The organism is Corynebacterium sp. 122RC1 (assembly GCF_024580955.1).
GTDB classification, from domain to species: domain Bacteria; phylum Actinomycetota; class Actinomycetes; order Mycobacteriales; family Mycobacteriaceae; genus Corynebacterium; species Corynebacterium kozikiae.
On the sequence record NZ_JANIKD010000007.1, the window covers coordinates 67,530 to 88,562 of the forward strand.

Below are 21,033 nucleotides of genomic sequence, written 5' to 3' on the forward strand. Positions count from 1 at the left end.
CATGGAAATTGAATTTGGCACCCCGTTTGAATTTAGTGCCCCGTTTGAAGACGTAGACACCCCCACCTACTTCGAGAAGACCGCCGACGAGGCGCGCCCCGCCTCCGCGACGCGAACCCAACCCGAGGCCGCCTTGCTGATTGAGGGCAATGAGCTCGCCCCAGTGGAAGAGTGGCGCCACGGCAACGTAGTGGAGCTCGACGAAGCAATCTTTACTGACCCGTTCGAGTTCACCGACGTCTCCGTTCAGCTCCCCGGCCTGACAATCTCCCTCATTGCCCCGGAACGCTACGTCATTACGGAAATTCGCACCCTAGGTTTCAGTAGCCTTACAGGCTCGAACCTCGAAGAACTTCTGTCCTCGGACTCGGTTTACTTCCAGGAACTCGGCACCATGAACCGGGATGGGTTTACTGAGGGTGGGACGGTAGCCACCTTGGACGTGCCGGAGGACGTCAAGTACCTCACGTTGAATGTGAGCTACAACTACCACCCCGAAAGTGAGCTGCGGCAAGAAGACGGCAACTACTCCATTTATCTCTTGCAGCTCACCTAACTTATTCCCCGCGCTCTACTGGATTCTTGGGGTCTGCACACCATTGCGACCAGCCGCCAACGTAGTGGCGCGGGGTGCCAATCCCGGCGATGTTCATAGCGATGATCGCCTGGGCAGAGTGGTTGCCCGATCCGGAGTAGGCAATCACGTTGTCTGCGCTGGTGATGCCCACGTTTGCAAAGATCTCACGCAGCTCCTCGGCGCTCTTGAAGGTGCCGTCCTCTTGCAGCAGGTCACGTGAAGGCACGTTTACTGCGCCTGGGATGTGGCCCGCCTTGAGGTCCAGGAACTCTTTGCGTCCAGCAAAGCGGTTGGCCTCGCGCGCATCCAAGAGGATCCCGTTGTGCGCCTTCACGTCCTCGATGGTGGCGGTTGGCATGTGGCCAAGGTCCGCGCTGAGGTCGCCAGGAGTGGACAGATTGCCTGGGCCACCCAGGGTTTGGTTCCCCTTGGCCTCCCACAGCTTCTGCCCGCCGTCCAAGTAGACCACGTTTTCCACGCCGGCCCACTTCAGCACCCACCAGGCACGGGCGGCGTAGAGGCCCTTGAAGTTGTCATACACCACCACCTGGCGCTTGGAGTCCAAACCCCAGCGGCGGAACCAACGGTCCAGGTTTGCCTTGGTTGGCAGGGGATTACGGCCCGTCTTGGAGCTTGGTACGGAGGAAAGGGCCAAGGCTACGTCGCAAAACCGCGAGGTGGAGATGTGCTCGGAGTTGAATGCTGGGAACCCGGACCCGCTATGCGCCTCCCACAAGCAGGCAAGGATGATGTTGTTGCTGCCGGCATGGATGCGCTCGGCGAGTTCTTCTACGGAAATGAGGATGCTCATGCCAGCGATTCTATTAGCTGTTTCTTATGCTCGCCCAACTAGGTTGCTTTCGGATAATCCGTGTAGCCGCGCGCCTCGCCAGTGTAGATGTGATCCCAATCAGGTTGCTGCAGTTCAACGCCTTGCTGCCAGCGCGCAACCAGGTCAGGATTAGCCAATGCGGCACGGGCCACCACGGCTGCGTCGGCAAGCTCCAACATCCGTTGGGCATCCTGCAGCCCATTGAATTCCGTTGTTCCCATCTTGGACGCATCATTGAGGAAGAACGCTCCCTGGAAGCGCTCGCGGATATGCCGAACCAACTGTTCAGTATCCGGGGCGTACTCCACGGAGAGGTAGGCAATTCCCAGCTCATTGAGCCCATCTACCAGGGCATCATAGGTTTCCACAACCTCCTGCGTCTCCGCTACACCTTGGATTGGCAGCGCAGGGCTGATTCGCATACCGACGCGCCCAGGTCCCACCTTTTCCACCACTGCCGCCGCGACCTCAAGGGGGAACGCCGCACGCTTTTCCGGGCTGCCGCCATAGGCATCGCTGCGCAAATTGGTGTTGTGGCTCAAGAATTGGTGAAGCAGGTAGCCATTGGCGCCATGCAGCTCCACGCCATCAAAACCTGCCTCTTGCACTGCCCGCTGTGCGGCGAGGGCAAAGCCTTCACGAATGCTCTCTAGGCCATCCTGGTCAAGTTCTTCAGGGACCTCATAGGCAATGCGCTCACCCAAAGCGTTGTGGGTGTAGCCCTCATGAGGGAGTGCACTTGGGGATTGCGTAGGTTGGCCCGTGATTTCTCGGTGCGTGTTCCAACCGGCGTGCATGAGTTGCACCACGATACTCCCGCCTTCGGCGTGCACCGCACTAACCACCTGCTTCCAGCCAGCGGCTTGCTCGGCGGTTTCCAGGCCGGGTTGCTTGTATTGCACCTTGCCGGCTGTGGTGGGGAAGGTGCCGTCGGTAATCAACAACCCCATCCCCGCGCGCTGCCGATAGAACTCCACCATCAGTTCCCCTGGCACACCCTGCGTGTCCGCGCGCAGGCGCCCCATTGGGCCTTGGACAACACGGTTGTTCAGCCTGATTTCCCCAGCTTGCATGGGTTCAAAGAGCATTAGTCCTCCACCACGTTGATTTCTACTGCAATGTTGCCGCGGGTTGCGTTGGAGTATGGGCACACCTGGTGCGCCTTGTGTGCCAATTGCACCGCTTGTTCGTGTGCTTGGCCTGGGATCACCACTTCAAGTTCCACGGCGAGCCCAAAGCCGCCATCTTCCAGCTTGCCGATACTCACCTTTGCACCCACTGCACTTTCACCCAAATCCGCATTTTCATTGCGTGCAACTAATTGCAAGGCGGAGTGGAAACAAGCCGCATATCCCGCAGCGAACAGCAGCTCGGGATTTGGCGCGCCGCCTGGGCCACCCATTTCTTGAGGGACGGCCATCTGGGTATCCAGCAACCCATCTGCGGTGCGTACATGCCCATTCCGGCCCGCACCAGTTGCGAGCGCTTCTGCGGTGTAGAGCGGTTGAAGTGTCATCTGATCCTCCTATGTTGGTTTCACACAAGTATGCACCTAATTTAAATTGTGCGCAATTTAAATTGCACGAAAAGAGCTCCCACACAGGGGAGCCCTTCCGTTAGGCAGCGGACACCTCAAGTGCCGCGCCGCCATCGGCAACGTCCACGTTCACTGTGTTGCCGTCCCGGATTTCACCCGAGAGCAGCTTCTTTGCCAACTGGTCACCGATCGCCTGCTGAATCAACCGACGCAGCGGGCGCGCACCATAGGCAGGATCGTAGCCTCGCTCAGCGAGCCAGAGGCGCGCAGCATCGGATACATGCAGCCGCAACTGGCGAGTTTCCAGACGCTTGGCAAGATCACGAACCTGAATGTCCACGATGTTTGCCAATTGCTGCTCACTCAGTGGGTCAAAAATCACCACGTCATCCAAGCGGTTCACAAACTCCGGTTTGAAGGCGCGCTTCACCGCATCCATCATCTGCTCCCTGGTGCCACCGGCGCCCAGGTTGGAGGTGAGGATCAGCACCGTATTGCGGAAGTCCACCGTGCGGCCCTGGCCGTCGGTCAGCCGGCCTTCGTCAAGGACCTGGAGCAGGATGTCAAACACATCCGGGTGGGCCTTTTCCACTTCGTCGAACAGCACCACCGTATAGGGGCGGCGGCGCACTGCCTCGGTGAGCTGGCCACCTTGGTCATACCCCACATAGCCTGGAGGGGCACCAACGAGGCGGGCCACGGAGTGCTTCTCACCAAACTCGGACATGTCAATGCGCACCATTGCGCGTTCATCATCAAACATGAACTCCGCCAGCGCCTTGGCAAGCTCCGTCTTACCCACACCGGTGGGGCCGAGGAAGAGGAAGGAACCCGTGGGCCGATTCGGGTCTGCCACGCCGGCCCGAGCACGCCTGACGGCGTCGGAAACCGCCTGCACAGCCTCGAGCTGGCCTACCACGCGCTTGCCCAGCTCATCCTCCATGTGCAACAGCTTTTCCGTTTCACCCTGGAGCATCTTGCCGGCGGGGATCCCGGTCCATGCGGAGACGACCTCCGCGATGGTGTCCGGGGTGACTTCCTCAGTAATCATGGTGGTTTCCACCTCAGAAGCCTCCGCATCCGCGAGCTGTTTTTCCAGCTCAGGGATACGCCCGTAGCGCAGCTCGGCTACCAGGCCGTAGTCGCCGTCACGCTCCGCGATCTCCGATTCCTGGCGCAGCTTCTCCAGCTCCTCCTTGGCTTCACGCACCCGGTCCACCGCTTGCTTCTCGTTGTTCCAGCGTGCAACCAGTTCGCCCAGGCGCTCGCGTTCGTCGGCAAGCTCCTGGCGCAGCTTGGCCAAGCGATCCTTTGAGGCGGCGTCCGTTTCCTTGGTCAGCGCCATTTCCTCAATCTCAAGGCGGCGCACGATGCGCTCGAGCTCATCGATTTCCTGCGGCGAGGAGTCAATTTCCATGCGCAGGCGGCTGGCCGCCTCATCCACCAAGTCGATGGCCTTGTCCGGCAGGAAGCGGGAGGTGATGTAGCGGTCCGAGAGCGTGGCTGCTGCTACCAGGGCAGAGTCCTGAATGCGCACGCCGTGGTGCACCTCGTAGCGCTCCTTGAGGCCGCGCAGAATACCGATGGCATCCTCCACCGAAGGCTCCCCAACAAACACTTGCTGGAAACGACGCTCCAAGGCGGCGTCCTTCTCAATGTACTTGCGGTACTCATCCAAGGTGGTAGCACCCACAAGGCGCAGCTCACCGCGCGCGAGAAGGGGCTTAATCATGTTGCCGGCGTCCATCGCGGAGTCGCCGGTAGCTCCGGCACCGACGATGGTGTGCAGCTCATCGATGAAGGTGATGATCTCACCCTCAGCCTGCTTAATTTCATCCAGCACGGCCTTGAGGCGTTCCTCAAACTCGCCGCGGTACTTGGCGCCGGCAACCATCGATCCCAAATCCAAACTAATAAGAGTCTTACCCTTGAGGGATTCTGGGACGTCACCAGCCACAATACGCCGGGCAAGGCCTTCCACGATCGCAGTTTTACCCACACCGGGCTCACCGATCAACACTGGGTTGTTCTTGGTTCGCCGGGAAAGTACCTGCACCACGCGGCGGATTTCGGCGTCACGGCCAATCACAGGGTCGATCTTGCCTTCGCGGGCGCGTGCGGTGAGATCGGTGGAATACTTCTCCAGGGCCTGGAACTGCGCTTCTGGGTCTTGGGTGGTCACCTTCTTTGCCCCACGCACTGCGGGAAATACGCCCTTGATGGCGTCATACGTAGCCCCGCGCTTGGTGAGCAACTCAGCGGCATCACTCTTGCCCCGCGCAATACCAGCGAGCAACACCTCCGTAGACACGTACTCATCACCAAGTTCACCGGCGAGTTCCTGAGCTGCGGTGAAAGCGTTGAGGGCGTCACGGTTAAAGTTCGGGTTTGCCATCCCGGAGCCCTGTGCCTGGGGGTAACTATCCACCAAGGCATTGGCCTCCTTGGCCACCACCTGGGGATCAACACCTGTAGCACGCAGCACAGGCACCGCAATGCCGTCTTCTTGGCCCAAAATTGCGGCCAGCAAGTGCGCTGGCCGAATGTCTGGGTTGCCTTTAGCGGAAGCCTGCTGCAGCGCTACCTGCAGGGCTTCTTGAGTTTTGGTTGTTGGATTAAATGCGTTCATGATGTTCCTTTCTTCACTACATTTTCTCCAACGGCCACAAAGTTGAGTTTGTTCCACTCAACTCAAAAAAAGTTGAGCGTTCTTGGCTCAACCCCAGCTTTTTGCGCTTGGTCACTCCAGTAACATCAGCCACAAAAACTTTTCTAGCAGGGCAAACTCCTAGATCCATCCCGCCTCACGGGCCCGCAGGTACGCTTCAACCTTGTTCGCAGCACCCACCTTGCCGATGGCAGACGAAAGATAATTACGCGTAGTACCGGGAGCCAAGTACACCTTCCGCGCAATCTGCTGCACACTCAACCCCGCACCGGCTAGCTCAAGAACCTCTACCTCACGGGGTGTCAGCGGTGAGTCCGGTAGACCGATGGTGTGTGCGGCTAGGTCGGCGTCGATAAATCGCCTTCCGCCATGCACCGTGCGCACAGCATCCGCAAAGTCTTGAGCGCTCGCTGTCTTTGGCAAGTAGCCAAGGATCCCCAGTTCCAACGCACGCTTCAATCGCTGTGGGCGCGCGTGACTGGTAACCATGAGAATGCGCGCCGCGGGATCACTCTTGAGTAATTCCTGCGCAGTAGCAAGACCATCCATGCCACTCATGTGATAATCCAGCACCGCAACGAACCCAGGAGCCCAGACCGCAAGCAGCTCCTCACCAGAACTGCACACGCCACGCACCCGGAAATCTTCCTCCAGGCTCAAAAGCGTGGCAAGGGAGGAACCCACAAGGGCTTCGTCGTCCGCAATCACAATGTCAATCAAAATCCAGCACCACTTCCACCACTTCCCCATCCTGACTCAAGTTGAGGCGCCCACCCGAGGCGGCAGCCCGTGAAGCGAGGGTGTCCAAACCGCGCCACGGGCCGATGCTCGCGTGGGCCCCGTCATTGCGGACCTTCACTTTGCGCGGCTCGACAAGGATGTCCACCGCACCCGCATCAGAATGTTTCACCACGTTGGTAATCGCCTCACGGACAAACCACGCCGCCAGAGCATTATTATGCGGAAAGTCCGTGCCACTTCCGCTCACCTGCACCTTGATCCCATGTTCTTGGAGCAGCTTTTGCGCACCCTGGAGCTCAGACTCCAATTCCACCGCACGATACCCATGCACCACCTGCCCCAAATGGAGCACAGCTTCGTTGTTCACTGCTACCAAACTTTCCGCCTCATGGAGGAGCTGGGAATCATCCGGGTAGCGCTTCTTCACAACTTCTTGGATTACCTGGGCCTTCAGCCCCACAGTGGCCAGGTGCTGCCCCAGAGAATCATGTAACTGCTGAGCAATACGCAACCGCTCCCTATTCCTTTCCAACTCAGCAGCAGTATTGCGCGCTTGTTCAAGCTCCCTGATCACGTTGAGCGTCCACAGGGAAGGCACACTCACCACATAGGCAGCAAGAGCAACGGCAGCGACCCACCAGGGACCCATTGCGCAGACAATGAGGAGCCAGACCACGGCATGCAGGTGCCGATTGCGGAGTAATGGCAATACAAACAAGAACAAGAGCCACGCCGCCCAACCGCGCAGTGGCTCATAGAAAATCATGAGCGCAAGGCAGACATAGTTACCCCAGAGGAGACGAGAGGAAAGTCCATTCCCCCAAAGGCCCACGCCTTGGTACACGGCGAGCGCACCAAGAACGAAGGGGATCCCGGCGATGACCATCTCCCACCACTGCGACGGCTGCACACCCAGGCTGAGCGCCCAGTAGAACGGGGCACAAAGAACCCAACTGGTGGTGAAAAAGCCAGTGTGGAGGCGCTGCCGTGCAGTCATATCGTGCAGTTTAACGCGCCTCCCAACGAAACGTTTTTCGCACCGCGATCAGGGAAAGCAGCCCCCAGCCAAGCAACAACAATGCCATTTGCCAAGGCGAGAGGCTGAACATTTCCTGCGCCTGATCCCCCAGCCAGGCGTGATACACCAACTGGTTCACCGGAGTGAAAGGGAGGAAGTCCACCACTGTTTGCAACTGCGGTGAAAGCAGTTGGCGCACCCCAGAAGTACCAACAATGCAGCCGACCATCACCGGAAATGCAGTAAATTGAGCAGCCTCCGGCGTTTTGGTGAATACACTGGTGAGGTACGCGGCTCCCACATAGAGGACCGTTCCCCCCAGCATGGCCACAACTAACCACAGCGGCTCTTGTGGCATCACCGCACCACGGGCCCGCATCACAGCAAGCATGACCACCGTTTGCAGTACCGTGGTAATGACTGTTGGCATGGCAATGCTCACAAGGATTTCCCAGTCTTGGCATTCACCAGTTCGCAAACGCTTGAGCACACCCTCTCCCCTTCGCGCAGTAGCCATGGAAAGCACTGCATAAAACAAGCCGATGAGCAGCACCAAGATTGTGAACATCTCAAAAGCGAGAACAGCAGTAGCTGGGCTTTCTGCCATGGTTTTATAAAAGAGGATTACCGGTGTACCAACGGGGAAGAGCAGCGCCATCACTAGGACCGTGCGGTTGCGGAGAAATTGCAAAGTTTCGGCGCGACTGAGCGCAATAATTCGTTTCATGAAGATCCTTAGGGTTGTTTCGCAATGGACTCAAACACCTGCATGAGGCTTGCAGGTTGAGCAGAAAACTGGCGCAGTTCAACTGAGTTGGCGTCCGCCCAAGAGAGCAGAGCAAACGCATCTTTTTGCAACTGCTGGGTGTGCACCACAACGATGTCCCCGTGAGTGGATACGGTGCCATCAAGCTGCGGCAAGCTGAGGTGGTGGTTGTTCAGAGAGAAGCTAATCTGTGCTGGTAGAGCCTGGCGTATTTCCTTCACACTCCCTTGGGCCCGGATGACCCCTCTGTGCATGATCACCATGGAGTCGCACAGCATTTCCGCTTCTTCTAGGTAGTGAGTGGTGAGCACCATGGTGACGCCGGATGCCTTCAAATTAGCCAGGAGTTCCCAGGTGTTTGCACGAGATTCTGGGTCAAGACCAGTGGTGGGCTCATCCAGGAAAATGACGCTGGGTGAGCCAACGAGTGCGCATGCGAGGTCAAGACGGCGTTGTTCACCACCCGAAAGCGAGCCCACCCTGGTATCAGCCTTGTGCAAGAGGTCTACGCTCTCCAGGATTTCTTCCACTGGTTTTGGGGTGCTGCAGGTTCCGGCCCACATCACCAGGGTTTCCTTCACGCTGAGTTCCACTGGCAAAGCGCCGTGTTGCAGCATGATGCCCAGGTGTGGGCGTAGCTTCTTGCGCTGGGCAATTGGGTCCATTCCGAGGACTTGAACGCTACCGCTGGTAGCCGAGGCCAAGCCCTCAAGAATATCTAGGGTGGAGGTCTTACCGGCACCATTGGTACCTAGCAACCCAAAGCATGTTCCTTTGGCAACTTGAAAACTGATGTTGTCCACTGCGGTGAAATCACCGTAGCGGCGAGTCAAACCTGAGACTTCTATGATTGGCTTCTGCATATTTCCAATACTGGCCGCCGCACAAGGTGCCGAGGTAGTGCCGAGAATCATCGATATGCAATGACATTTGTCATTTCCTAGCCCTCCGCACACCCCAGATAGCATGAACGCCATGAACAAGAATGTAATTGCGGGAATGATGCGTATCGCGGAGCTCAGCGACGCCCAGATCCGCGCCCTCTACACCGCCTACCGCGAAGAAGGCGTGACGCACTTTGACCACGCAGACATCTACGGCGCATTTTCTCCAGGCGGCAGCTACCACTACTGTGAGCGTCGGTTTGCACAGGCCCTCACGCTAAGCCCCGCGGAACGCGAGGAGATCACGCTGCAGACCAAGGTGGGGATCGTGGCCGTCCCGAATACCACGACCTACTATGATCACTCCTACGCCCACATCATGAACAGCGTGGAGGAATCGCTGCGCGCGCTCGACGTGGATTACATTGACACGCTCCTGCTGCACCGCCCAGACACACTCATGGAACCCGAGGAAGTGGCGCGGGCCTTTACAGAACTGCAGCACAGCGGCAAGGTGCGCACCTTTGGCGTTTCCAACTACACCACCGGACAAATTGAGTTCCTTCAGCAGGCAATCGCCCAGCCACTGGAGGTCAATCAGGTGCAGCTTTCATTGGTACAGGCGGGCTTGGTCAGCGAGGGCATTACGGCCAGCGCCAACTATGGGCTGCTTGAATACGCCCGCAGGAAAGGCGTTCGGCTGCAGGCCTGGGCACCATTCCAGGCAGCAGGTGGCACGTTCCTGCACTCGCCGGAGTTTCCTGAGCTGAATGCGGTGCTTGGGCGCGTCGGTAATGAGCTGGGATGCAGCGCTACCGCCGTTGCTGCGTCGTGGATTTGCTCGCACCCCGCCGGGATTCAAGTGGTTGCGGGAACCAGCAGCCCGGAGCGCGTGCGGGAGATTGCACAAGGTGCTGGAACGCAGCTTTCCCGCAGGCAGTGGTATGCGCTGTACACTGCCGCAGGCCACCCGCTCCCCTAGTTGTTGACACATCACATTCATGGGCTTAGCATCGAGCCATGAAAAAATTTGGATTCCTCAGCTTTGGCCATTACGACATCCGCTCCGGCGCCAAAGACATGCTCCACCAAGCGCTTGAGCTTTCCCAGGCCGCGGATGAGCTGGGCGTGAACGGCGCCTACTTCCGGGTCCACCACTTTGCACCCCAAGGCGCGGCCCCCATGCCGCTACTGAGTGCAATCGCCGCCACCACCAAAACCATTGAAGTGGGCACCGGCGTGATCGATATGCGCTATGAAAACCCTCTCTACCTTGCAGAAGAGGCTGCGCAACTGGATCTGCTTTCCAACCATAGGATCGCGCTTGGGGTGTCGCGAGGGTCACCGGAGCCGGCTGAGCGCGGATATGAGGCCTTTGGCTACACCGGGTCGAAGGATCCTCGCGGCGCAGACATCGCCCGCGCGAAGTGGGAGCAATTCCTCGCCGCGGTGCGCGGGGAGCCCGTAGCCACCGCCGCTACCTGGGACAAGCAGTACCCCAGGATGTACCGCGAGGGCGCGCCGCTGCCCGTGTTGCCGCAGTCTCCGGGGCTAGACCGCAGGCTGTGGTGGGGCGCCGGCTCGGCAGAATCCGCGCGGCAAGTGGCCCGGGATGGGGTGAACCTCATGAGCTCCACGCTGCTCGCGGAAACCAGCGACCAGTCCTTCGGTGACCTCCAAGCCGCCCAAATCCAGGCCTTCCGGGAGGAATGGGCAGCTCAGGGGCATGACTGGGAGCCGCGCGTCTCTGTATCGCGCTCCATCTTCCCCATCACTAACGACGCCGAGCGCGCCATGTTCGGCCGCAGCAGCCACGACCAGGTGGGCATCATCGACGACCTCAAAGCCACCTTCGGCCGCACCTACGCCGACGAACCTGACAAACTCATTGAGGCCCTCAAGCAGGACGCCGCCGTGATGAGCGCAGACACCCTCATGCTGACCATCCCCAACCAGGCAGGCGTGGCGCTCAATCTCTCCATCCTGGAAAACTTTGCCAAGCACGTTGCCCCGGAGCTTGGGTGGGAGCCAGCTAGAATGGGAGCGTGATTCACCAAGAACTGCTCCAGGAACACGAGCTTCACCAGCTCTTCTTGCAGCATGTGCTCACCCACGCGCCGGAGGTAGCCACCCGGCTGCACCTGCGCTCCGCACCGGCCGGGCAGGCAATCGCCGCTCTGTTGCGCGCACCGGAACGCTTTGTGGAACACGCCCCGCTCGGGGTCTTTGGGGTGCAGGAAAGTGACTACCCCGCGCTCCTCGCCGCCGCCTTAAGCGCCGTGCAGACCCTGGGTAAGGACCTCCCGCTGGAAGAAGTCCTGGCGGCGGAGCGGGTGCTGCATGAAAGCGCCCGCCAACTCAAAGCGCGGCCTGCGCCGGAGCTTTCCGACGCCCACGTGGTCCAAGTAGAACGCCGTTCCAGGCGCATCACCATTGTGCGCATCCAGGTGCACGCCCCCACCTCCTACCGTGCTGGCCAGCACCTCTGGCTCGGCCCCTCGCTCACCCCAGGGCGATGGATGCGGGTATATCCCTCCATTCCAGCAAATGAGCAGGGCCAACTTGAAATCCACTGCTTCGATTCTTCTGCCGACTCCTCAGTTGCCCTACGCGAAGGCGATACCTGCCGCGTCTCCCAGGGACTCGGCACCCCCATTGAGTTAGATGACCGTGACCTGCTGCTCATCAGCCACGGCACCGCACTGGCGCCCATGCGCGCGCTGATGCTAGACCTGCTCAATCAATCCGCCGACCCGCCGCGCATCCATATGTTCTTAAGCTCCGAATACCCCGGTGAGCAGTACGAGCTTGCCACCATGTGGCAGATCGCCGCCACCGCGCCGTGGCTGGCAATCACCCCGGTTGTGCAGCACCCGCAAGACGCATGGTGGGTGGGTGCCACCGAGCACTCCAAACCGCCACGGGGGCTCCACCTCCCGCAGGTGGGGCAGGTGGGCCAAGTGGTGGCCAGCTACGGCCGCTGGCTGGACCGCCACATCATCATCGCCGGCACCACCGAAGAAATCCGCGCCACCCAAGAAGCCTTGGCCAAAGGCGGGATTCAGCACAGCACGGTGTTGGATACCTCCCCGCGGAGATTCTGGGAAGATTAGTACGTGTCCGTGCCTTCCAGAACGGGCAGTGCTTTCCTGGTGTGTGCCACCTTGGCTACGTCGATAGTGCAAAGCAGCAGCTCTGGGGCGTAGCCTGCCTCCGCGATGCGTGTGCCGTCTGGGGCGATCACGGCGGAATGGCCGATGCCGGTTGGGGCTCCTTCGGAGCGTTCCTCGCTGTGCTCGGGGCGGGCCTGGCCGGCGGCGAGGATGAAGGTGGTGGAGTCCAGGGCGCGGGCGGCGGTGAGGGTGCGCCATTGTTCGAGCTTGCCTTCGCCATCGGCCCAGCTCGTGGGGAGCACGATCACCTCTGCGCCTTGAGCGGCGAGGGCGCGGAACTGACCGGGGAAGCGGACATCGTAGCAGATGGCCACGCCGAAAGTCACCCCATCGACTGTGAATGTTGCCAGTTCAGAGCCGGGTTTTACGGTGTCCGACTCCTTGTAGCCAAAGGCGTCATATGTGTGGATCTTGCGGTAGGCGGTGCCGGAGGTGTTGGCGGTGTTGGGGCTGGCAACCAAGGCCACGTTGTAAATGCGATTGACCTCCCCCTTGGTATCCGCTGGCTCAAACATGCCGAGCACGATGGTAATCCCCAGCTCATCGGCGAGTTCACGCACGGCAGAGGCAAACGACCCATCTAGGGGCTCCGCCTGGGTGTCCAGCCGGCCCGTTCCAAAGGCTTGACTTGTGGCCTCCGGGAACACAACTACCCTCGCCCCGGCCTCGGCAGCCTTCTGAGCTTGGGTTTTCACGAGTTCCAGGTTGGCCTGAATCTCTTTCCCACTTGTGATTTGCGCCAGTGCGATCAACATACCCAAACCCTACTGTGGAATTTGGGCAGTTTTCCACAGTTTCCGCCCTTTCGCTGCCCAGCCCCTAGCACCCAGGGGGTCTGCCCACGCAGGCTTAAAGGCATGGAATTTCACACAGACGCATCCAAACATCTTCACCACTGCCCCATGCCAAGGCAGCCCGACGTTCCCGCGGTTGGCGGGGAAACCGAACGCTCACTCCGCCAATTTTTAGCCATCTACCAGGAACTGAGTGCAAACAGCGAGGAACACATAGACCTCCACCTTAATTCAGTTCGCTCCTGGCTTGCCGCCGCAGAAAAGCTGGACCAGCAGTTTTGGGGCCGCCATGATCCCGCTTAGCACCAGCGCCCTGGGAGCGGCAGCCCAGGTACTGCGACTCCACCACAGCGGCCGCGAGCAGGCGTGGGGGCGCACTGCCGAAGGCCTTGGACGTGCGTTTTCCCTCATGGACGGACAGGCCGCCCAAGCTGCACGAAACCGCAGCCGCACACTCCTACGCCACAGGCGTGAACTTGACCTTTTGCTCACTCAAGCGGCCATCATCTTGGAGCTCACGGCGAGCGCCAACGCCGTTTTGGAAGGCTTCGCGCAGAAAATCTGGGACCTCAACCCAGGGTCTGTGGCGGCCATCGCGGCGTTACGTGCGCTTGGCAGGCAACTCGACGCAGCCTGCGCCGCCGAACTCGATAGGCTGGCGGGGCTGTGCCGGGGATCGGGTGCTGCCGTGGAGGGGGAAGCGGTGATCTTTGGTGAGCTCGACGCGCAGAACATCATCACCGTTGTTGCCGGGGTGGGTTCCAGCTCTGAACAGGGCCAGGAGGCCGCCGCCCGGCGCGCGTTGGCGCTGCATGAGGCCACCGGGGCAACGGTCATTGCGTGGCAGGGGTACACCGCACCGGCTTCCGTGGTGGCGGGGCTGCGCACCGAGCCGGCGGTTGCCGGCGGCCGGGATCTAGCAGCATTTCAGCAACATTTGCGCGAGGTTGCCCCGCAGGCGCAGCTCACCGTTGTGGGCTATTCATACGGGTCCGTGGTAACCGGCCACGCGGGCGCAAGCCACGGCCTTGAGGCAGATACCGTGGTGTTGGTGGGAAGCCCGGGGGTTCCGTCGGGAGCGTTCTCTGGCAGTAGAAGAGTTGTTGCCGTGCTGGGTGCGCGCGACCCCATCGGTCTCACGGGTTCCCGGTTCGGGGCTCTGCATGGTGAGGACCCGCACGTGGAAGGGGTGATCCTCAGCGGAGGCCATTCGGACTACTTTGAGGACCCCGCCTTCCATGAGGTGATGCGGGAGGTGCTTGCGCGCTAGAAGCGGATTGCCATGCGGCCGTCGATCTTGCCGTGGCGCATGTCCTCAAACACACTGTTGACGTCGTCGAGCTTGCATTCGGTGACGGTTGGGTGGATCTTGCCGCGCGCGAAGAAGTCCAGGGCCTCTTCCAGATCTTGGCGCGTGCCCACAATGGAGCCGCGGATGGTGAGGCCCTTGAACACGATGTTGAAGATGTTCGCTGGGAACTCTCCTGGTGGCAGGCCGTTGAACACGATGGTGCCGCCCTTGCGCGCCATGTTGATGGCCTGGGCAAATGCCTGTGGGTGGACTGCGGTCACAAGCACACCGTGGGCGCCGCCGCCGGTGTATTCGAGGATCGCTTGGGATGGGTCGCCGTCCTTTGCGTTTACCACGAACTCCGCGCCGTGCTTCTTGGCGAGCTCCAGCTTTTCATCGGCGATATCCACGGCGATCACGCGGCGGCCCATTGCCACCGCGTACTGCACGGCGAGGTGCCCCAGGCCACCCACACCGGAGATCACCACAAACTGCCCTGGGCGGGTGTCCGTGACCTTCAGGCCCTTGTACACCGTCACTCCGGCGCACAGGATTGGTGCGGCAGCCACCGGGTCCACGCCTTCGGGGATGCGGGCGCAATAACGGGTATCTACCAGCATGTACTGGCCAAAGGAGCCATTCACGTTGTACCCACCGTATTGCGCTTCATTGCACAGGGTTTCCCAACCGGTGCGGCAGTGCTCGCAGTGGCCACAAGCGGACCACAGCCAGACGTTACCTACCATGTCACCTTCTGCAACGGTGTGCTCGCCTGGGCCGAGTGCCACCACTTCACCCACGCCCTCATGGCCAGGGATGAATGGCGGTTTGGGCTTGACCGGCCAGTCACCTTCTGCGGCGTGGAGGTCAGTGTGGCAGATGCCGGAGGCGATGAGCTTGACCAGCGCCTGGTTTGGCCCTGGGGTAGGCAGTTCGATTTCGCGGACGTTTACCTCTGGGCCGAGCTCGTCTACTACTGCTGCGGTGAATTTCTCTGGGAAAGTCATGGTCTTCCTCCTCATTGTGATTTGAATTACTTTTTCAATAGTGTGCAGATACGCCACAATCCGGCTCCCATACGGGAAAGCCGGATTGCAACAGGTGTGATGTGGAACAGTGGCAACGCCTTTAGAACAGGCCGGTTGGTTCCTCGCTGTAGGAAACCAGGAGGTTCTTGGTCTGCTGGTAGTGGTCCAGCATCATGAGGTGGTTCTCGCGGCCAATGCCGGACTCCTTGTATCCACCGAACGCAGCGTGCGCTGGGTAGTTGTGGTACTGGTTCACCCACACGCGGCCAGCTTGGATGGCGCGGCCAGCGCGGTACGCGGTGTTCTGGTTGCGGGTCCACACACCGGCGCCGAGGCCATAGTTGGTGTCATTCGCAATGCGGATGGCTTCGTCGAAGTCCTTGAAGGTGGTCACGGAGAGCACCGGACCAAAGATTTCCTCGCGGAAAATGCGCATGTCGTTGGTGCCGCGGAACACGGTGGGCTCAATGTAGTAGCCGCCGTCTAGGCCTTCGATCTTGTTGATGTGGCCGCCGGTGAGCACTTCCGCGCCCTCCTTTGGGCCGATCTCCAGGTAGGAGGAAATCTTGTCCATCTGCTCCTGGGAGGCCTGCGCACCCATCATGGTTTCGGTGTCCAGTGGGTTGCCGAGCTTGATCTGCTTCACGCGCTCAACGCCGCGCTTAAGGAACTCGTCTGCGATGGACTCATGGACCAGTGCACGCGAAGGGCAGGTGCACACCTCGCCCTGGTTGAGTGCGAACATGGTGAAGCCTTCCACGCACTTTGCAAAGAAGGAATCATCCTGATCCATGATGTCCGCAAAGAAGATGGATGGGGACTTGCCGCCGAGCTCCAGTGTGACTGGGATGATCTTGTCTGCGGCGGCTTTGTTAATGATGCGGCCAACCTCAGTGGAACCGGTGAAGGCAATCTTGCCAATGCGGTTGGAGCCGGAAAGGGCAGCGCCGGCTTCCTCGCCCAGACCATTGACGATGTTGAGCACGCCGTCTGGGATCAGGTCACCCACCAACTCAATCCAGTGGAGGATGGACACTGGGGTCTGCTCCGCAGGCTTGAGCACAATCGCGTTGCCGGCCGCCAGCGCGGGGGCAATCTTCCATGCGGCCATGAGGATTGGGAAGTTCCAAGGGATGATTTGACCGACCACGCCAATTGGCTCATGGAAGTGGTAGGCCACCGTGTTCTTATCAATCTGCGAGGTGCGGGACTCCTGCGCGCGGATCGCCGCGGCAAAGTAGCGGAAGTGATCGATCGCCCCTCGAATGTCTCCGGCAAGGGTTTCACGGATCGGCTTGCCGTTGTCCCAGGTTTCCACCAGGGCGAGCTCCTCCAAGTGCTCCTCCATGCGCTGAGCGATCTTCAGCAGGAGGGTGGAACGCTCCACTGGGGAAGAGTCACCCCAAGCGGGTGCGGCCGCATGGGCAGCGTCGAGAGCCAGCTCAATGTCTGCGGCCTTACCGCGCGCAACCTGGCAGAACACTTCACCCGTAACCGGGGTGATGTTGTCCATGTACTCACCATCAGTAGGGGGCACCCACTTGCCGCCAATGTAGTTATCGTAGCGATCACGGAAAGAAACGATTGATCCTTCTTCGCCTGGTTTGGTGTAGATGGTCACATGAGCTCCAATCTGCATCTAGTGTGTGCCCCGCCACAATTTTGGACGAGGTGAGGCCTAGGTTACAGATTTTGCTTTGTGTGCGAAAGATTTATGCCAATTTTGGTGAATATCCCACCTTCCGGTGGATTGATTCCACCGGCCCGCGCTTGCCCAGACTGCGCCAAAAACCTGCTACAAGCACAGTCACTAGCCACACGAACACGGCCACGCCGGTAACATAGGCAGCGCCACCCCCGTAGCCCACACCCAGGCCGTACGGGGCCATGATCAACCCAAAGAGGACCGACTGCGCCACATACCCACTCATACTCATTGAGCCAAGAGCGGCCACCGCACCGAAGATTTCCCCTACTCCCCCGCGGCGCTCAACCCAGTGCGCCAACAGCGCAAACATGGCCAGGAAACCCGGGCCGGAAAGCGGACCCACAGCAGTATTGATGAACACGATCGCTTCCGTGTTCATGCCGTTGATCCCGATGAACCACCATACAGCACCCAGAATGATGCACAGGCCAAAGGTGATAAGTGCCAGGGCGCGCAGCAGCGGTAGGTAGCGCGGCACATGCCACATCATGCCGCGGCGCCCGGCCACAAACCCCACGAGGATGCACGGGCCCAGCATGAAGATCACGCCGAAGAAGCTCAGAGGCTGGCTTGCCACTATGATCGCGCCCGCCACAAGCTGATCCAGGTAGCTTTCCACCATAGGCGCCGCCATATTGAGTTTTGCCATGTCTATGACGCCACCCATGACAACCGAAAGCGCAGTCAAGAGCCCCATCACACCAATCCACACCACCGCAAGCGCGGCGGCGATGGTCAACAGGGCCTTGTCTTTGAGGCGCACCACCAGGCACATTGCCATGCCGGCCAGCCCGTAGAACACCATGATGTCTCCCCAGAACAGGAAGATTGCATGCAACACACCGAAACCCGCGAGCCAGGCGTATCTGCGCAGAATCACGCGGGTGGCACGGTGGCCTTTTTGCAGTTCCCGGGCGTAGATCATCCCGATGCCGTATCCCAGCAGCGTGGAGAACAGGGCGATGCCGCGCACATGCACGAACATTGCGCCAAACAGGCCGGCCATGGAGTCGGCGGTGTTGCGCACGATCCCGAATCCAGTCTCCCCCGCGTCCCCCGACCACGCCGTAATTGCATTTGCAATGGCGATGCCTAATAAGGCAAAACCACGCGCGAGGTCGGGGGCAACAAGTCTGCGGGAATACTGCGCATCCAGGGAATCCATGCCCTCCTTTTTACTATGAGGAGGAGGAAGAGCGCCCGCGACGCGGCTGCCACATCACCACGGCAGTGGAACGCGGCACGTGCACAATCTCCCCTTTGGGCCTGGCCACTTGGCGGCGCAGTTGCTCATTTTCGCGCTTGAGCTGCTCATTTTCGCGCTTCAGCTCAATGATGGCTTTGATCCCCGCAAGGTTGACTCCCTGATCCTGGGAAAGCGACTGAATCTCCCGCAACATGGAAATATCGTGCTCGCTGTACCTACGCCCGCCACCAGATGTGCGCTCCGGCGTGACCAGACCCATGCGGTCATAGGTGCGCAAAGTCTGCGCGTGCATCCCGGAAAGCTCCGCAGCAACCGAGATCACATAGGTTGTCCGTTCTGTACTCATGGTTCTCACCTCCTAAGCGTTGCCCGCCCATCCCTGGCGCGGGTCAAATCCGGCATCGCGCTCCGCCTGCGCATAGGTTCGCAGTGCGGTTGTGGCATCTACGTCGAGCGTCGGCGGCACTTGCACAACGACGCGCACAAGGAGGTCTCCAGCAGCGCCAGCTTTGCGCGGCACTCCTTTCCCGCGCACGCGCAACACTCGCCCGTCGGGAGTTCCCGCCGGGATCTTCACAGTCACCCGACCATCGAGCGTGGGAACGGAGACGGTCCCGCCGAGGGCTGCCTCGGCGAAGGAGACTGGCACCGTAAGCTCAAGGTCTTGGCCGTCGCGGGTAAAGACGGGGTCGGCGTCAACGTGGACGGTCACAAAGAGATCGCCTGCTGGGGCGCCGTTGTGCCCGGCTTCGCCCTGGCCTGCGAGGCGAACTTTTTGGCCGTCGCGGATGCCCTGTGGGATGCGCACCGTGATGTCCCTGGTTTTGCGCTGGGTACCGGTGGCGTTGCAATCCGGGCAGGGGTCGGTGATCTTCTTGCCGGTACCGCCACAGTCTTTACACGGTGCGCTGAAGCCAAAAGCTCCGCGGTTCTCACTGGTAAACCCTGTTCCCTGGCAGGTAGGGCAGTTCTGCGGTTGGCCCGACTTCGCGCCCGAGCCGTGGCAGGTTTGGCACGGAACCTCACCGGTGAGCTTTACCGGAATGGTGGTGCCGCGCGCGGCCTCGCGGAAGCTAATTCGGATGGAGGTTTCTACGTCTTGTCCCCGCGGCGGCGCAGTTGTGTTGCGAGTACCACTGCCGCGGTTGAAAATGCCACCGAAGATATCCCCCAAAGGGCCCTCTTGGCTAAATCCTCCGCCTCTTTGAGTGAAGATGTCTTGGAAGTCGAATCCTTCTTGCGCTTGGCGAAACCCGCCGGGAAAGCCGGCGCCTCCTGCCTGACCAAATCCGCGAGACGCCATCCGGCGGAAATCGTCATACTCTTTACGCTTTTCTGGGTCACCCACCACGTCATATGCCTCGGCCACGGCTTTGAAGCGCTCCTCCGCGGCTGCGTTGCCGGGGTTGGAATCCGGGTGGTTTTCGCGAGCAAGCTTGCGATACGCCTTTTTAATCTCCGCCTCGGTAGCGGTTTTGGATACACCGAGGTCCTTGTAGTAGTCCTTCTCAGCCCACTCTGGTTTTGGTGCCATAATGCGCACACCTTTCTTTCCTGTTCACTAAAAGTTGAGTCTAGTGGACGCAACGCTCACGTTGGAGTTTTTATTGCACCCTGGGTGTGCGAGCGAAACCCAGCCGTGCACGTGAGCGCATAAAAACACCACGCGGCCAAACACTCGGCAGCGTGGTGTGATGGGAGAAGAAAGAACCTAACCGCGCGTGTACTCCTGACCCGGTACGGAATCAGGCAGGGCCAACTCTGGGGCGATGGTGCTTTCTGGGACAAGCTTGAAGTACTCGAGGGCCTTACGCACATGCTCCGCGGCATCGACGTTCAGCGGCGACTCACACCACATGGCGTAGGGAAGGTTGATAAAGCGGTTTTCCTTCACGGCCGGCAGATCCTTGGTCACCGGGTGACTGCGCAGCAGCTCCACTTTCTCTTCCAGCGTTTGGCCGGGGTAATCCACAAACGCGATGGCGTCGGGTTGCTGCTCAGCGATTGCCTCCCAGTTCACCGATACCCACGTATCCTCCACACCCTCCATTGCGTTCTTGGCGCCTGCCGCTTCGATGATGCCCTGAGGAGCGCCCCAACGGCCAGAGGTGAATACGGTGTCAGTGCCGGAGTCGAAGACCAGCACCACGGGCTCCTTAGTTGCTTCCGGTGCGGCCTCCAGCGTGTCTAGGCGCTTGTCAAAGCGCTGCACGGCCTCCTTGGCCTCCTTCTCATTGCCGGTGAGCAGGCCAATGTTGTGGAGGTCTTCGCGCACTGCGTCGTAGGGGTTGATCACCCCGCGGCCCTCCCCGTCCTGCTGACGGCAGGACTCCGAGAGCACGTAGGTAGCAATGTCGTACTCGGCCAAGCGCTCTGGGGTGATGCCCTTGTCTTCGCTCAGGCCGTAGCCCCAGCCAGCCACGTAGACGTCGGCTTGCGATGCCACGATCTCCTCAAGCGTGGGGTACTTCTCAGCGATCTCTTCCTTCGACGCGATGGCGTCACCGTAGGCGGCCTGCAGGATGTCCAAGTCGCGCTGCATGGAGCTCACGGCGGTCACTGCGTCAATTGCGCCGGCAGCCAGCACGAGGGACATGATGTTACCGTCATTGACCAGCATCTTCTTGGCTTCACCTGGGTAGGTCACCTCCTGGCCACAGTTGGTCAGGGTGATCGACGCCTGATCGCCCTCCGCTTGCGGCGCATCACCTGAAGAGGTGCAGCCCACGAGGCCGAGGCCACACAGAGTAAATACTGCGAGGGTTTTGTTCCAAGTTTTCATGGGGTTTCCTCCATCCCAAAATGGGGT

The 21,033-nt window shown here is 60.1% G+C and carries 21 protein-coding genes; 6 read left to right on the forward strand and 15 right to left on the reverse strand.

From position 1 onward, the window contains the following. Position 1: 1 nt before the first annotated feature. Positions 2-556, forward strand: coding sequence for a hypothetical protein (locus NQ050_RS05200; protein ID WP_257038230.1), 555 nt, complete (start codon positions 2-4; stop codon positions 554-556). A gap of 1 nt (position 557) precedes the next feature. Here NQ050_RS05200 and NQ050_RS05205 read toward each other — a convergent pair whose 3' ends face one another. The 8 genes from NQ050_RS05205 to NQ050_RS05240 all read right to left on the reverse strand — a co-directional run bounded on the left by NQ050_RS05205 (position 558) and on the right by NQ050_RS05240 (position 9,002). Next, the gene (locus NQ050_RS05205; protein ID WP_257038231.1) at positions 558-1,388 is read right to left on the reverse strand and encodes a sulfurtransferase; all 831 of its coding nucleotides are present in this window, start codon (positions 1,386-1,388) and stop codon (positions 558-560) included. A 38-nt stretch (positions 1,389-1,426) separates the two neighbouring features. After that, positions 1,427-2,497, reverse strand: coding sequence for a 1,2-oxophytodienoate reductase (locus tag NQ050_RS05210; protein ID WP_257038232.1), 1,071 nt, complete (start codon positions 2,495-2,497; stop codon positions 1,427-1,429). Then, positions 2,497-2,925, reverse strand: a complete 429-nt coding sequence (locus tag NQ050_RS05215) for an organic hydroperoxide resistance protein (RefSeq protein WP_257038233.1) — start codon at positions 2,923-2,925, stop codon at positions 2,497-2,499. Before NQ050_RS05215 ends, NQ050_RS05210 begins: the two co-directional genes overlap by 1 nt. A gap of 100 nt (positions 2,926-3,025) precedes the next feature. Next, entirely contained in the window at positions 3,026-5,575 is a 2,550-nt protein-coding gene (gene clpB, locus NQ050_RS05220; protein ID WP_257038234.1) for an ATP-dependent chaperone ClpB, read from the reverse strand. Between the two features lie 159 nt (positions 5,576-5,734). Then, positions 5,735-6,334: a response regulator transcription factor gene (locus NQ050_RS05225; protein ID WP_257038235.1), complete on the reverse strand. Its 600-nt coding sequence runs from the start codon at positions 6,332-6,334 to the stop codon at positions 5,735-5,737. Then, complete coding sequence (locus tag NQ050_RS05230) at positions 6,327-7,352, reverse strand: sensor histidine kinase (protein ID WP_257038236.1); 1,026 nt, start codon at positions 7,350-7,352, stop codon at positions 6,327-6,329. The genes NQ050_RS05225 and NQ050_RS05230 overlap by 8 nt, the downstream gene beginning before the upstream one ends. Positions 7,353-7,362: 10 nt before the next feature. Beyond that, positions 7,363-8,100, reverse strand: a complete 738-nt coding sequence (locus NQ050_RS05235; RefSeq protein WP_257038237.1) for an ABC transporter permease — start codon at positions 8,098-8,100, stop codon at positions 7,363-7,365. An 8-nt stretch (positions 8,101-8,108) separates the two neighbouring features. After that, on the reverse strand, positions 8,109-9,002 hold the full coding sequence (locus NQ050_RS05240; protein ID WP_257038238.1) for an ABC transporter ATP-binding protein: 894 nt from the start codon (positions 9,000-9,002) through the stop codon (positions 8,109-8,111). Positions 9,003-9,114: 112 nt separating this feature from the next. Between NQ050_RS05240 and NQ050_RS05245 the strand changes: the two genes are divergently transcribed. Genes NQ050_RS05245 through NQ050_RS05255 form a run of 3 tightly spaced genes read left to right on the forward strand, consistent with a single transcriptional unit; the run spans position 9,115 to position 12,136 of the window. Beyond that, positions 9,115-10,005 carry an aldo/keto reductase family oxidoreductase gene (locus NQ050_RS05245; protein WP_257038239.1) on the forward strand — a complete coding sequence of 297 codons (891 nt, stop codon included), beginning with the start codon at positions 9,115-9,117 and terminating at the stop codon, positions 10,003-10,005. Between the two features lie 38 nt (positions 10,006-10,043). Then, positions 10,044-11,072, forward strand: a complete 1,029-nt coding sequence (locus tag NQ050_RS05250) for an LLM class flavin-dependent oxidoreductase (RefSeq protein WP_257038240.1) — start codon at positions 10,044-10,046, stop codon at positions 11,070-11,072. Next, positions 11,069-12,136, forward strand: a complete 1,068-nt coding sequence (locus NQ050_RS05255) for an oxidoreductase (protein WP_257038242.1) — start codon at positions 11,069-11,071, stop codon at positions 12,134-12,136. Before NQ050_RS05250 ends, NQ050_RS05255 begins: the two co-directional genes overlap by 4 nt. On the opposite strand, the gene NQ050_RS05260 is transcribed toward NQ050_RS05255, so the two are convergent. Continuing rightward, positions 12,133-12,951, reverse strand: a complete 819-nt coding sequence (locus NQ050_RS05260) for a carbon-nitrogen hydrolase family protein (protein ID WP_257038243.1) — start codon at positions 12,949-12,951, stop codon at positions 12,133-12,135. The genes NQ050_RS05255 and NQ050_RS05260 overlap by 4 nt on opposite strands. Before the next feature lie 102 nt (positions 12,952-13,053). On the opposite strand from NQ050_RS05260, the gene NQ050_RS05265 reads away from it, so the two are divergent. Continuing rightward, positions 13,054-13,293: a hypothetical protein gene (locus tag NQ050_RS05265; RefSeq protein WP_257038244.1), complete on the forward strand. Its 240-nt coding sequence runs from the start codon at positions 13,054-13,056 to the stop codon at positions 13,291-13,293. After that, positions 13,280-14,260: an alpha/beta hydrolase family protein gene (locus NQ050_RS05270; RefSeq protein WP_257038245.1), complete on the forward strand. Its 981-nt coding sequence runs from the start codon at positions 13,280-13,282 to the stop codon at positions 14,258-14,260. Before NQ050_RS05265 ends, NQ050_RS05270 begins: the two co-directional genes overlap by 14 nt. Here the strand turns inward: NQ050_RS05270 and adhP are convergent. The 6 genes from adhP to NQ050_RS05300 all read right to left on the reverse strand — a co-directional run bounded on the left by adhP (position 14,257) and on the right by NQ050_RS05300 (position 21,006). After that, positions 14,257-15,288: an alcohol dehydrogenase AdhP gene (gene adhP, locus NQ050_RS05275; RefSeq protein WP_257038246.1), complete on the reverse strand. Its 1,032-nt coding sequence runs from the start codon at positions 15,286-15,288 to the stop codon at positions 14,257-14,259. The genes NQ050_RS05270 and adhP overlap by 4 nt on opposite strands. A gap of 121 nt (positions 15,289-15,409) precedes the next feature. Then, the gene (locus NQ050_RS05280; RefSeq protein WP_257038262.1) at positions 15,410-16,930 is read right to left on the reverse strand and encodes an aldehyde dehydrogenase family protein; all 1,521 of its coding nucleotides are present in this window, start codon (positions 16,928-16,930) and stop codon (positions 15,410-15,412) included. Between the two features lie 91 nt (positions 16,931-17,021). Continuing rightward, a complete protein-coding gene (locus NQ050_RS05285) occupies positions 17,022-18,182 on the reverse strand; it encodes a DUF418 domain-containing protein (RefSeq protein WP_257038247.1) in 1,161 nt (386 codons plus the stop codon). 13 nt (positions 18,183-18,195) lie between these two features. Next, positions 18,196-18,570, reverse strand: coding sequence for a heat shock protein transcriptional repressor HspR (locus NQ050_RS05290; protein WP_257038248.1), 375 nt, complete (start codon positions 18,568-18,570; stop codon positions 18,196-18,198). Between the two features lie 12 nt (positions 18,571-18,582). After that, positions 18,583-19,758 (reverse strand): molecular chaperone DnaJ, encoded by a 1,176-nt coding sequence (gene dnaJ / locus NQ050_RS05295; protein WP_257038249.1) that lies wholly within the window; start codon positions 19,756-19,758, stop codon positions 18,583-18,585. Between the two features lie 177 nt (positions 19,759-19,935). Then, positions 19,936-21,006, reverse strand: a complete 1,071-nt coding sequence (locus NQ050_RS05300) for an ABC transporter substrate-binding protein (protein WP_257038250.1) — start codon at positions 21,004-21,006, stop codon at positions 19,936-19,938. Positions 21,007-21,033 lie beyond the last annotated feature (27 nt).